At 72.2% G+C, this 12,335-nt stretch carries 13 protein-coding genes; 6 read left to right on the forward strand and 7 right to left on the reverse strand.

From position 1 onward, the window contains the following. Window positions 1–43 precede the first annotated feature (43 nt). Window positions 44–1,321, forward strand: coding sequence for a thymidine phosphorylase (locus ACQP17_RS22635; protein ID WP_433857918.1), 1,278 nt, complete (start codon window positions 44–46; stop codon window positions 1,319–1,321). Between the two features lie 97 nt (window positions 1,322–1,418). After that, window positions 1,419–2,012, forward strand: coding sequence for a Uma2 family endonuclease (locus ACQP17_RS22640; RefSeq protein WP_433857919.1), 594 nt, complete (start codon window positions 1,419–1,421; stop codon window positions 2,010–2,012). A gap of 68 nt (window positions 2,013–2,080) precedes the next feature. On the opposite strand, the gene ACQP17_RS22645 is transcribed toward ACQP17_RS22640, so the two are convergent. Continuing rightward, a complete protein-coding gene (locus ACQP17_RS22645; RefSeq protein WP_433857920.1) occupies window positions 2,081–3,394 on the reverse strand; it encodes an MFS transporter in 1,314 nt (437 codons plus the stop codon). A 62-nt stretch (window positions 3,395–3,456) separates the two neighbouring features. Between ACQP17_RS22645 and ACQP17_RS22650 the strand changes: the two genes are divergently transcribed. Beyond that, window positions 3,457–4,470: a LysR substrate-binding domain-containing protein gene (locus tag ACQP17_RS22650; protein ID WP_433857921.1), complete on the forward strand. Its 1,014-nt coding sequence runs from the start codon at window positions 3,457–3,459 to the stop codon at window positions 4,468–4,470. Window positions 4,471–4,494: 24 nt separating this feature from the next. Here ACQP17_RS22650 and ACQP17_RS22655 read toward each other — a convergent pair whose 3' ends face one another. Next, window positions 4,495–5,301, reverse strand: a complete 807-nt coding sequence (locus ACQP17_RS22655) for an alpha/beta hydrolase (RefSeq protein ID WP_433857922.1) — start codon at window positions 5,299–5,301, stop codon at window positions 4,495–4,497. A gap of 103 nt (window positions 5,302–5,404) precedes the next feature. Between ACQP17_RS22655 and ACQP17_RS22660 the strand changes: the two genes are divergently transcribed. Next, on the forward strand, window positions 5,405–6,565 hold the full coding sequence (locus ACQP17_RS22660; protein ID WP_433857923.1) for an adenosine deaminase: 1,161 nt from the start codon (window positions 5,405–5,407) through the stop codon (window positions 6,563–6,565). A gap of 142 nt (window positions 6,566–6,707) precedes the next feature. Next, window positions 6,708–6,992 (forward strand): hypothetical protein, encoded by a 285-nt coding sequence (locus ACQP17_RS22665; RefSeq protein WP_433857924.1) that lies wholly within the window; start codon window positions 6,708–6,710, stop codon window positions 6,990–6,992. Between the two features lie 149 nt (window positions 6,993–7,141). On the opposite strand, the gene ACQP17_RS22670 is transcribed toward ACQP17_RS22665, so the two are convergent. The 5 genes from ACQP17_RS22670 to afsQ1 all read right to left on the reverse strand — a co-directional run bounded on the left by ACQP17_RS22670 (window position 7,142) and on the right by afsQ1 (window position 11,095). Continuing rightward, window positions 7,142–7,354: a PspC domain-containing protein gene (locus tag ACQP17_RS22670; RefSeq protein ID WP_433857925.1), complete on the reverse strand. Its 213-nt coding sequence runs from the start codon at window positions 7,352–7,354 to the stop codon at window positions 7,142–7,144. 45 nt (window positions 7,355–7,399) lie between these two features. Then, complete coding sequence (locus ACQP17_RS22675; RefSeq protein WP_433857926.1) at window positions 7,400–7,954, reverse strand: VanZ family protein; 555 nt, start codon at window positions 7,952–7,954, stop codon at window positions 7,400–7,402. Between the two features lie 65 nt (window positions 7,955–8,019). Continuing rightward, the gene (locus ACQP17_RS22680) at window positions 8,020–8,646 is read right to left on the reverse strand and encodes a hypothetical protein (protein ID WP_433857927.1); all 627 of its coding nucleotides are present in this window, start codon (window positions 8,644–8,646) and stop codon (window positions 8,020–8,022) included. Next, window positions 8,643–10,298, reverse strand: a complete 1,656-nt coding sequence (locus tag ACQP17_RS22685) for an ATP-binding protein (RefSeq protein WP_433859980.1) — start codon at window positions 10,296–10,298, stop codon at window positions 8,643–8,645. Before ACQP17_RS22685 ends, ACQP17_RS22680 begins: the two co-directional genes overlap by 4 nt. 119 nt (window positions 10,299–10,417) lie before the next feature. Then, on the reverse strand, window positions 10,418–11,095 hold the full coding sequence (afsQ1, locus tag ACQP17_RS22690) for a two-component system response regulator AfsQ1 (RefSeq protein WP_026169550.1): 678 nt from the start codon (window positions 11,093–11,095) through the stop codon (window positions 10,418–10,420). Between the two features lie 226 nt (window positions 11,096–11,321). Between afsQ1 and ACQP17_RS22695 the strand changes: the two genes are divergently transcribed. Further along, the gene (locus ACQP17_RS22695) at window positions 11,322–12,137 is read left to right on the forward strand and encodes a SigE family RNA polymerase sigma factor (protein ID WP_433857928.1); all 816 of its coding nucleotides are present in this window, start codon (window positions 11,322–11,324) and stop codon (window positions 12,135–12,137) included. Window positions 12,138–12,335: the final 198 nt, after the last annotated feature.

The raw sequence follows: 12,335 nt of genomic DNA on the forward strand, positions 1-12,335 counted from the left end.
CTATGCGTGTAGAACGGACCTACCCGTTCGAAAGGAACCGTCCATGGACGTCATCTCCGTCATCCGTACCAAGCGCGATCGCGGCGAGCTGACCCCCGCCCAGATCGACTGGGTGATCGACGCCTACACCCGCGGCGAGGTCGCCCACGAGCAGATGTCGTCGCTGGCGATGGCCATCTTCCTCAACGGCATGAACCGCACGGAGATCGCCCGCTGGACCGCCGCGATGATCGCCTCCGGCGAGCGCATGGACTTCTCCTCCCTGCCCCGCCCCACCGCCGACAAGCACTCCACCGGCGGCGTCGGTGACAAGATCACCCTCCCGCTCGCCCCGCTCGTCGCCGCCTGCGGCGCGGCCGTCCCGCAGCTCTCCGGCCGGGGCCTGGGCCACACCGGCGGCACCCTCGACAAGCTGGAGTCCATCCCCGGCTGGCGCGCCGCGCTCTCCAACGCCGCGATGCTGGACGTCCTGCGCGACGTCGGCTCGGTGATCTGCGCCGCCGGCGACGGCCTGGCCCCCGCCGACAAGAAGCTCTACGCGCTGCGCGACGTCACCGGCACCGTCGAGTCCATCCCGCTCATCGCCTCCTCGATCATGTCCAAGAAGATCGCCGAGGGCACCGGCTCCCTCGTCCTGGACGTCAAGGTCGGCTCCGGCGCCTTCATGAAGGACCTCGACAACGCCCGCGAACTGGCCTCCACCATGGTCGAGTTGGGCACCGACCACGGTGTGAAGACCGTCGCCCTGCTCACCGACATGGCCACCCCGCTCGGCCGGACCGCAGGCAACGCCCTCGAGGTCCGCGAGTCCGTCGAGGTGCTCGCCGGCGGCGGCCCCCAGGACGTCGTCGACCTCACCCTCGCCCTCGCCCGCGAGATGCTCGACGCGGCCGGCCTCCAGGACGCCGACCCGGCCAAGGCCCTGGCCGACGGCTCCGCCATGGACCACTGGCGCCGCATGATCAGCGCCCAGGGCGGCGACCCCGACGCCACCCTCCCGGTCGCCCGCGAACAGCACGTCGTCACCGCCTCCTCCTCCGGCACCCTCACCACCCTCGACGCCTACGCCGTCGGCCTCGCCGCCTGGCGCCTGGGCGCCGGCCGCGCCCGCAAGGAGGACCCGGTCCAGGCCGGCGCCGGCATCGAGATGCACGCCAAGCCCGGCGACACGATCACCGCCGGCCAGCCCCTGCTGACCCTCCACACCGACACCCCCGAAAAGCTCCCCTACGCCCTGGAGGCCCTCGACGGCGGCGTCCTCATCGGCCCGGCGGACGCAGCCTTCGCCGCCACCCCGGTGGTGCTGGAACGTATCGCCTGACCTGGGGTTTTCCCGTACGGGTGAACGGGATCGGTGGACCCGCACCGGTCCCGTTCGGCATGCTGGGATCGGTGACGTACCGATAGAGGAGCACACCATGGCAGCAGTATTCGCCGAGCGCCCCCACCGAGCCGATGCATCAGGCTGGGAAGAGGCACTGAGGATCTGGGAGCGGACGAACGCCCCGGAGGGCTGCAAGGTGGAGATCATCGAGGGGATCGTCACCGTGGCACCACCGCCGGAGAGCGACCACAACGACACAGCGGACGAGCTACAGCGCCTGCTGTACACCGTCATCCCCCGGGACTGGGGGATCTACCAGACCCAGGGGCTGACCGTCCCCGGTCGACAGGGGCTGTTCGTTCCCGATGTGGCTGTCATCCCCAAGAAGTTGCTGCCGCGTCCTCGTGAGCGCCGGACAGCCGATGTGGCTCAGCTCGTCGTCGAGATCACCTCTCGCGCCAACGCGAATCACGATCGCATCGAAAAGCTGAACGGCTACGCGGCGGCCGGTGTCCCCCTGTATCTGCTGTTGGATCCCTGGCACTCCGGAAAACCGACCGCCACGTTGTACGGAGAGCCGGCCGGGGGCTTGTACCGGGTGCTCGAGACCGTGAAGTACGGCGATGAGCTGTACCTTCCCGCGCCGTTCGAGGTCACCGTCGATACCGCACTCTTCCCCGCCGGCTGACGTGGCTGACGACGAAGGGCCCGCCCCACCAGGACAGGTGGTGGGGCGGGCCCTTCGCGTCGCGGGGGCTAGGCCGTCTGGAGGAGGCGGCGTTCGGCCACGGCGCGGCGGGTGGCGTAGAGGGTGATGGAGGCGGCGCCGACCATCGCGGCGAGGCCGAGGAGGACGGTGCCCCCCCAGCCGACGGCGCGGAAGGCGGCGGCGCCGAGCGCGCCGCCCAGGCTGCTGCCCGCGTAGTACGCGCACTGGTAGAGGGCCGAGGCCTGGGCGCGGGCCGTCTTGGCGGTGCGGCTGACCGCGGACGAGGCGACCGCGTGGCCTGCGAAGAAGCCCGCGGTGATCAGGATGAGGCCCGCGAGGACCGCGTACACCGAGTCGGACAGCGAGAGCAGCAGGCCCGTGCTGGTGGTGCCGACGGCCAGGTAGAGGGCGCCGCGGCGGCCCGTGCGGGCGACCAGTTGGCCGGCGGCGGCCGAGGAGACCGTGCCGACCAGGTAGACCACGAAGATCGAACCGACGATGCCCTGCGGGAGGTTGAAGGGCTCGGAGACCAGGCGGTAGCCGATGACCGTGTAGACCGCGCCGAAGACCGTCATGAACAGCGCGCCGATGGCGTACAGGCGGCGCAGCAGCGGGTCGGCGAGGTGGCCGCCGAGGGTGCGGGCCAGCGTCCGCGGGCCCACCGAACGGGACGTGAAATGCCGGGCCTTGGGGACCAGCAGCCGGAACACCACCGTGCAGATCACGGCCAGTGCGCCCACCGCGCCGAGCGCGGCCCGCCAGCCCCAGGCCTGCGCGACCCAGCCGGTCAGGATCCGGCCGGACATCCCGCCGATGCTGTTGCCCGCCACGAACAGTCCGATGGCCGCCATCAGGGCCTTGGCCCGTACCTCCTCGGCCAGGAACGCCATCGCCGAGGCCGGCAGTCCGGCCAGTGCCACGCCCTGGATGCCGCGCAGCGCGATCAGGGCGCCGAGCGAGGGGGCGAACGGCACCAGCATCGCGATCAGCGTGGCCACCGTGAGGGAGAGCGTCATCAGCGTGCGCCGGCCGAAGCGCTCGGAGACCGCGCTCAGCGGGATCACACCGAGCGCCAGGCCGAAGGTGGCCGCGGACACGGTCCAGCTGGCCTGGTCGGGGCTCACCCGCAGGCCCGCGGAGATCGCGGGCAGCAGCGCCTGGGTGGAGTAGAGGAGCGCGAAGGTGGCCACTCCGGCGGCGAAGAGGGCGAAGCTCATCCGGCGGTAGCCGGGGCCGCCCGGCCGCAGCTTGGCCGACTCGGGGTCGGGCGCGGCGGCGGAGGAAGAAGAGGATCCGGTGGACGACAAGGGAGAGGCGGCCGCACGGTCGGTGACGGACGCCCCGGTATCAGCGGGAGGCATGGTTCGAAAGTAGGCCTGTGCGTTTCATGCGTCCAATGCATAGAAACGGCATAATCCATGCTGTGGCACATGACCCCAGCTCAGACGAGGTTCTGTTGCGAGGCCGCAACAAAAAAGACACCACAAAGACAGCTCGCGGCGGCGGGGAGGCGGAGCCGGTCGAGCTGGCCGCCGGCTCCTGGGCGGCCGTTCTCGCCCCGCGCCTCGCCCAGTTCGCCGCCGTCGCCCGGCACGAACACGTCACCCGTGCCGCCCTGGAACTCGGCATCCCGCAGCCGACGCTCAGCCGCGCCCTGGTCCGCCTGGAGGACGACCTCGGCGTCGCCCTCTTCGCCCGGCACGGCCGCACCCTCTCCCTCACCCCGGCGGGCCGCGCCTTCCTCGCCTCCACCGAACGCGCGCTGACGGACCTGGAGCGGGCCACCGAATCCGTACGGGCCGACGTCGACCCGGCGGCCGGGAAGGTGGCGTTCGGCTTTCTGCACACCCTCGGCTCCGAGACGGTGCCGGGCCTGATCCGCAGCTTCCGCGCCGACCACCCGCGGGTGCGCTTCCAGCTCGTCCAGACCTACGGCGAGGCGATGATCGAGCGGCTGCGCGCCGGCGACCTCGACCTGTGCCTGACCTCGCCGGTCCCCGACTACCCCGATCTCGTCGCCCGCCGGCTGGACGAGCAGAAGCTGCGCCTGGTCGTCCCGGACGACCATCCGCTGGCCGCCCGCAAGCGGATCCGGCTCGCGGAGGCGGCCGGGGAGCTGTTCGTCTGCCTCGAACCCGGCTTCGGGCTGCGCCGGATCACCGACGCGCTGTGCGCCGAGGCCGGCTTCACCCCCCGCGTCGCCTTCGAGGGGGAGGAGGCCGAGACGCTGCGCGGACTGGTCGCGGCCGGACTGGGGGTGGCGCTGCTGCCGCCGCCCGCCGTTCCGCGGCCCGGGGTGGCCGAACTGACCGTCACCGCGCCGCGGGCGGTCCGCGAGATCGGCGTCGCCTGGCTGGAGGGGCACCCGGACACCCCGCCGGTGACCGCGTTCAAGAAGTTCCTGCTGAGCCGGCGGGGGAAACTGCTGCTGCGGTGACGGGAGTTGCGTGCGCGGGGGGGCTCAGTGCCGCAGCGACGCACCGAAGCCCGCCGCCAGCGGCATCCGCAGCCCCAGCGGCGGCGGCGCGGCCAGGGCGTCCCTGACCGGCCGGGCGAAGTCCCGCGCGAACAGCGAGCCGAGCATGAAGTCGGCCGCCAGGGACTGGACTTCGTCCCGGTGCTGGTGCAGCGAGTGGCCGTCGGAGTGCACCTCGAAGCGGCAGGTGTCGCGGTTGACCTTCTTGGCGCGCTCGGCGTAGCGGTAGGAAAGATCGGGGTCGGTGCGCTCGTCGTTGGTGCCGTGCACCAGCAGCACCTGCCGGCCGATGAGCTGTTTGACCGGGTCGGGCCGCGCGCCCTCCCGCTGCGGATCGGGCAGCCAGGGCGCCAGCGCCAGCACCGAGTGGACGGCGGGATGGCCGGCGGCGTGCAGCGCGGCGCGGGCGCCCATGCCCGTCCCCACCAGGCACACCGGGACGTCGCCGTAGCGGCGGACGACCTCCTCCAGGGCCCAGGCCGCATCGTCCGCCGGATGCGCCGCGCTCCCGTTCCAGCCGCTGTGGCGGTAGCGCACGACATGCGCGGTCAGGCCCTCGGGCCGCCCCGCCCGCGCCAGCCGCAGCGCCAGCGGGCGCACCGCCAGCGCCGTCACCGGGGACGGCCGCCGCACCCCCGTCGGCCCGCCCCCGGGCAGCAGCAGCGCGACCCCGCTCACCTCCCGGCGGCCGCCACCCCTCCACGGGAGCACCTCGCGCGCCCCCTGCCCGCCACTCGTTCCCAGCGGTTTTCCCAGCCGGGCTTCGCGCACCGGCAGTGCTTGCTGAGCCATGACCAGAACGATGGCAGACCGAGGGGTGCCCGCCACCCCGTGGACGGGTCACTGTTACGTATCGTTCGATGAGATCTACGCGCGTAGGGGCTAGAGTGCCGAAATGACGAGCGAGACCACCACCCTTCCGACCAGTGAACAGATCCGCCGTGCCCCCAAGGTGCTGCTCCACGATCACCTCGACGGCGGCCTGCGCCCCGCCACCGTCGTCGAGCTGGCCCGCGAGAACGGCTACGGGGGACTGCCCGAGACCGATCCGGAAAAGCTCGGGGTCTGGTTCCGTGAGGCCGCCGACTCCGGCTCGCTGGAGCGCTATCTGGAGACCTTCGCCCACACCTGCGCCGTCATGCAGACCCGCGACGCACTGGCCCGGGTGGCCGCCGAGTGCGCCGAGGACCTGGCCGCCGACGGCGTCGTCTACGCCGAGGTCCGCTACGCGCCCGAGCAGCACCTCGAAGGGGGCCTGAGCCTCGAAGAGGTCGTCGAGGCGGTCAACGAGGGCTTCCGCGAGGGCGAACGGCGGGCCCGGGAGAACGGCCACCGCATCCGCATCGGCGCCCTGCTGACCGCCATGCGGCACGCCGCCCGCGCCCTGGAGATCGCCGAACTCGCCAACCGCTACCGCGACACCGGCGTCGTCGGCTTCGACATCGCGGGCGCCGAGGCCGGCTACCCGCCCACCCGCCACCTCGACGCCTTCGAGTACCTCAAGCGGGAGAACAACCACTTCACCATCCACGCCGGTGAGGCCTTCGGCCTGCCGTCCATCTGGCAGGCCCTGCAGTGGTGCGGCGCCGACCGTCTGGGCCACGGCGTCCGGATCATCGACGACATCGAGGTCGCCGAGGACGGCTCGGTCAAGCTCGGCCGGCTCGCCTCGTACGTCCGGGACAAGCGCATCCCGCTGGAGATGTGCCCGACCTCCAACCTCCAGACCGGCGCGGCCCCCTCCTACGCGGAGCACCCGCTCGGCCTGCTGCGCCGGCTGCAGTTCCGCCTCACGGTCAACACCGACAACCGGCTCATGAGCGGGACGAACATGTCCCAGGAATTCGAGCACCTGGTCAAGACATTTCGATACACGCTCGATGACATGCAGTGGTTTACAGTCAATGCGATGAAATCAGCGTTCATTCCTTTCGATGAACGTCTGGCCATGATCAATGACGTCATCAAGCCCGGATACGCGGAACTGCGTGCCGAATGGCTGTTCCGCCCGGCAGGTACAACGACGGCTGTGAGCAGCAGTTCTGGCCCTGCGTAAGGGAAAGTGCGAGCTTCTAGCGCAACGGCCGGTGGATTGTCCACCGGCCGTTTTTCCATTGGTCGTGGCTGTTTGCGGGGCCGGTTGGCGCCTCACTAGGTTGATTGGCCGGTCAAGCCCCCATCAACGAGGACGTAATTCGATGAAGCAGGGAACCATCAAGACTCTCGGTGTCGCCGCCCTCGGCGCCGCCTTCGCCGTCACCGCCGCGGGTGTCGCCAGCGCCGCCCCGGCGGTCGCCGCCGGGGACACCACCGGCGTGCTGCACAACCTGCCGGTGAAGGACGCCGCCAAGACCGTCTCCGGTCTCACCAAGACCAAGGCGGCCGGCAACGACGTCAAGACCAAGATGAACTCCCAGGGCAACAAGCTGCTCGGCGGCCTGCCGACCAGCGCCGTCACCAAGACCCTCCCCCTCGGCGGCTGATCCCTGCCCGGCCCGTCCCGCGAGGGACGCGCCGGGCACCGTGCCCCGGTCCTGCGCCCTGGTGCGTACGGCCGGGGCACTGCCGTGCGGCCGGCGGGCGGGCCCGGCCTCCCTCGGGCGGCCGCCCCCGGGACGCGCGGCCGGACGGGTCACCAGGAGGCGGCGGCGCCCGCGGCCCGGTCCTCGGTGGGCAGCAGGATCCACAGCGCCAGGTAGACCAGGAACTGCGGGCCGGGCAGCAGACAGGACAGCACGAAGATCACGCGCATCGTCGTCGGCGTCGTACCGAAGCGCTGGGCCAGGCCCGCGCACACTCCGGCGATCATTCGGTTGTTGCGGGGACGGACCAGTGCGGTGGCCATGAGAGCTACTCCTTTGCGACGTTACGGGGCGGGTGCCCCGATGTCTCAAAGGTAGGTCCGGCTGCCGGAGAGGGCATCAGCCTGCGGAGCCAGTTCGACCCTGGGGATCCTCGGGGTCCTCCCCCTGAGACGCTCCTCCCGGCGGCGGAGCCGGCACCGGGCCCCCGGGACGACCGTGAGGTGCACCAAGGCCACGCCGAGGGTGCTCAGCAGCACCGTATCGATGTCCGGGACCCGTCCGGGGATCCCCGACTGCAGCAGCTCGATGGCCAGCGCGATCATCGCCCCGGCGAACGTGGTCCGGGTGAACGACACCAGTGGCGAAACGTTCAGCCGCCCGGCCGAGAGCGGCAGCAGCACCCCCAGCGGCGCCAGCAGCAGCACCGAGCCGCCCAGGTGCTGCACGGCCTCCCACGACGGGAGGAGCGCCAGCTCGGCACGGATCGTCGCCAGCGGTTCGAGATTCGCCGCCGGTACCCACGGCACCGTACGGGGACGCAGCGTCAGCCAGCTGACGATCGACAGATGCGCCACGAGGAGAAGGAGTCCGGTGACGCGCATACGGGGGGCGGCGGTGGTGCCGGGGCCATGACGCTGCACACAGGCCAGGACGCGGTGAGCGGGGGCCGCGGTTCCGCCCCCTTGCGCCCCTCTTGGGCGCCCCCTCAGCTCACGTCCGACAACGGGTCCCCCCACCCGGCGTCCTCCGCGATGTCCGGATTGGCCAGCACGTCCGCCGAGCAGTCGAAGCGGTGCGCCGTCTCGCCGCCCGGGCCGCCCAGCACCGCCGCGTGCGTCCGGCCCAGCGCCGTGCTCGCGCCGTAGGTGCACACCAGCTGCGCCAGCGCGAACGACGGCAGATCCTCCGGCTGCATGCTCAGCCGCAGCGCATCCGACGGATCGCCGGCCCGCGGCCCCGTCACCCTCAGCTGCGCGGGCAGCGCGCTGCTGAACCCGGCCTTCTCCTCGTCGGCCGACGGCTGCCGTTGCAACTCACCCAGCAGCGCACGGGCCGTCGGCAGCCGCGGGTCGGCGGCCGACGCCCCCTTGGGCAGCGTCACCGTCCGCTCCACCTGCGCCAGCGCCGAGCCGCACACCAGATAGACGGTGGCCTGGGTGGTGCCCGGCGGGCCCGGCGCCGGAGCGGTCGCCGGCGCCTTGCAGCTCACCCGGGAGGGCGCGCCGCCCGCGTCGACCGGCACGGACGTGCCCCGGATCCCGCAGCCCGCGGCGGCGAGCGCCAGCGCCGCCAGCGCGGCCGTGCGCCGTCCCCGCCGCATGGTCGGCGTCATCGGTCGTCCTCCGTGCCCTCGTCCACCGCGCCGTCCCGGCTCTCGCGCCGGTCGCCGTCCGCCGGCGGGGAGGCGTCCATGGGCAGCCGCAGGGTGAAGACCGCGCCGCCCTCGGGGAGGTTGGCGGCGGTGATCTGCCCGCCGTGGATGTGCGCGTTCTCCAGCGCGATCGACAGGCCCAGACCGCTGCCCTCCGACCGCGGCCGGGAGGCGCTCGCCTTGTAGAAGCGGTCGAAGACGTGCGGAAGGACCTCCTCGGGGATGCCGGGGCCGTGATCCCGTACCCGGATCACCAGCGTCCCGCTCCCGGGCCGCGCCGTCTCCGGGTCCGGCCCGCCGTCCCCCGCGGGGGCCTGCGGCCCGCCGTCCGCCTCCTGGCCGGCCGCGGCGTCCGCCCCGTCCCGCGCGCCGAGCGCCGTGCTGCCCGTCCCGCCGCCCGCACCACCCGCCGCGTCCTCGGTGCGCACCGAGACCCGCACCGGCGAACCCCCGTGCTTGAGGGCGTTGCCGATCAGGTTCGCCAGGATCACGTCCAGCCGCCGCGGATCCAGCCGGACCACGATGCCGCGGTCCGCGTCCAGATCGACGGCGTCCAGCCAGGCCCGCGCGTCGATGCACGCGGTCACCTGATCGGCGACATCGACATCGTCCAGCACCAGCCGGGCCGTCCCCGCGTCGAAGCGGGTGACCTCCATCAGGTTCTCGACGAGATCGTTCAGCCGCCGGGTCTCGCTGACCACCAGCTGCACCGCGGGCGCGATCATCGGATCGAGCGAATCGGCCTCCTCCTCCAGCACCTCGGAGACCGCGGTGATCGCGGTCAGCGGCGTCCGCAGCTCGTGCGACATGTCGGCGACGAACCGCCGGGACGCCGCCTCCCGCCCGCTCAGCTCCGCCACCCGCAGCTCCAGACGCTCCGCGGTACGGTTGAACGTCCGTGACAGATCGGCGAGTTCATCGGTCCCGGTCACCCGCAGCCGGGTGTCCAGGCGCCCCTCGCCGAGCTGGCGCGCCGCGTGCCCCAGCCGCTGGACGGGCCGCAGCACGGTCGTCGCCGCGGCCTGCGCCAGCAGCGCGGAGCCGACCAGCGCCAGCGCCGTCGCGATTCCCAGCGACCAGGCCAGCGAGTTGAGGTCCTGCTGCTCGGCGGACAGCGACTTGATCATGTAGCCGGTGGGGCCGCCGCCGGTCACCTTCGCCCCGGCCACGAGATACGGCGTGTCCCCGACCTCCTTGCGCTGCCAGTACAGATGGTGCGCGTAGCGGTTGGACTCGTCGACCGGACGCGCCTCGTCGACCGCGGTACGCAGCGACGCCGGCACGCTCGTGAGCGTCAGCAGATCCTTGTCGGTGGTGGCCGCGCAGTCCTTGCCCTTGCGGTCCACGCCGATCAGCAGCACCGCGTAGTTCTGCGGACCCGCCGCCATCTGCCGCGCCGCGTCCTGGAGTTCGGTGCAGCGCGGACGCAGCGGCAGCGACCGGGTGCTGTCCTCCAGCGCCTTGCGGAAGTCGTTCAGGACGGCGTTTTGCGTGCGGTCCAGCACGGTGTTGCGGTTGAGCCAGTACGCGATCCCCGACGCGGAGACCGCCGCGGTCAGCGCCACCAGCGCGAAGACCACCACCAGCCGCAGCCGCAGGCTCGTCCAGCGCAGCAGCCCCGACGCCCGCAGCAGCAGCCGCAGCGCCCGCCGCCGACCCGCCGGCGCGCCCTCGGCCCCGGCCGGGCCCTCCGCGGTGTCCCCGTCCGCGGCGTCGCCCGCGGAACGTTCCCTCACTGCGGCGAATCCAGCCGGTAGCCGACCCCGCGGACCGTACGGATCAGGGTCGGTGACGACGGCACGTCCTCCACCTTCGCCCGCAGCCGCTGCACACACGCGTCCACCAGGCGCGAGTCACCGAGATAGTCGTGCTCCCACACCAGCCGCAGCAGCTGCTGGCGGGACAGCGCCTGACCCGGCCGGCGGCTCAGCTCCAGCAGCAACCGCAGCTCGGTCGGTGTCAGTTGCAGATCCTCGCCGTTCTTGGTGACCGTCATCGCCGACCGGTCGATCACCAGCGAACCGAACGTCGCCGAATCGCTGGACTCCCGCTCCCCCCGGCGCAGCACGGCCCGGATCCGGGCGTCCAGCACCCGCCCCTGCACCGGTTTGACGACATAGTCGTCGGCGCCGGACTCCAGCCCCACCACGACGTCGATGTCGTCGTTACGCGCGGTGAGCAGGATGATCGGCAGCTGGTCCGTACGCCTGATCCGCCGGCACACCTCGAAACCGTCGATGCCCGGCAGCATCACATCCAGCACGATCAGGTCCGGGCGCTGCTCACGCAGCAGCTTCAGGCCGTCCTCGCCCGTCGCCGCGGTCACCACACGGTGACCCTGGCGGGACAGCGAGAGTTCGAGGGCCGTGCGGATGGCGTCGTCGTCCTCGATCAGCAACAGGAAAGGCACATCAGCCATTCTGGCCCATGGGGCGCCACGAGATCGACCAGCGGCGCTCTCGTACACAAGCCCCGCACCCCCCGCACCCCGGCGACGCGCCGCACAGACCCCTGTGACAGGCCTGTGACAGTCGGCGGACAACGCGATGAAACTGGCTTGGCAGTCTTTGGGGCACCGGGAGAGATCAACAACCGGGACACACCGAACGAGCTGGCTCTACGACGGGGGGCGCGCGATGAACACACTGCACGGCACCACTACCAGCGCAGTCATCACGCGACTCCACGACGTCGTCAGGAATGACAAGCCCGGCGCCGCGGGGGGCACCGCCCTCACCGGCGGTCGCGGCTGTGCCCGCACCACCGGCCGTCAGCGGCCGCCCTTCCGGGTGGCCATCGACGCGACGACGGTGTCCCTGGGCACGGAAGGCGGGCGGCACGGGGGAGACGCCGCCCACGGGGGGAACGGCGGGGAGGCGGCGTACGGGAGGGCCACGGGGGAACGGCGCTCCGCGTCGGAGACGGCGGAGGCCGAAGCGGCCTTCACCGCCTACGTCCAGGAGCGCCGCGCCTCCCTGTTCGCCACCGCCTACCACCTGACCGGTGACCGCTACGAGGCTGAGGACCTGCTGCAGAGCGCCCTGTTCTCGACCTACCGGGCCTGGGACCGGATCAGCGACAAGGCCGCGCTCGGCGGCTACCTGCGCCGCACCATGACCAACCTGCACATCAGCGCCTGGCGCCGGCGCAAGCTCAACGAGTACCCGACCGAGGAGCTGCCCGAGACGGCGGCCGACGCGGACGCGATGCGCGGCACCGAGCTGCGCGCCGTGCTGTGGCAGGCGCTGGTCCGGCTGCCCGAGACGCAGCGCACGATGCTGGTGCTGCGCTACTACGAGGGCCGCACGGACCCGGAGATCGCGGACATCCTCAACATCAGTGTCGGCACGGTCAAGTCGAGCATCTGGCGCGCCCTGCGCCGGCTGCGCGAGGACGAGGTCCTCAGCTTCGGCCGTGACGAGGAGGAGTCCTTCGGCGAGCTGGTGGCCTGAAGGACGGGGGAAAAGCCCGAGGGGGACCGGGGGGAAACCCGAGGGGGACACGGGGGAGCCGGCACGACCTGAGCGTTCGCGCTCGGTGACGGCCGGACCGTATCGGGGGATACGGGAAACACGGGGGAAGAAGAGCGGGTTCGGACAGCCGGGGGGGCCGTCCGAACCCGCTTCTCCGTGTGCGGCCGCCGCACCGCG

Source organism: Streptomyces kronopolitis (assembly GCF_050953795.1).
Classification (GTDB): domain Bacteria; phylum Actinomycetota; class Actinomycetes; order Streptomycetales; family Streptomycetaceae; genus Streptomyces; species Streptomyces kronopolitis_A.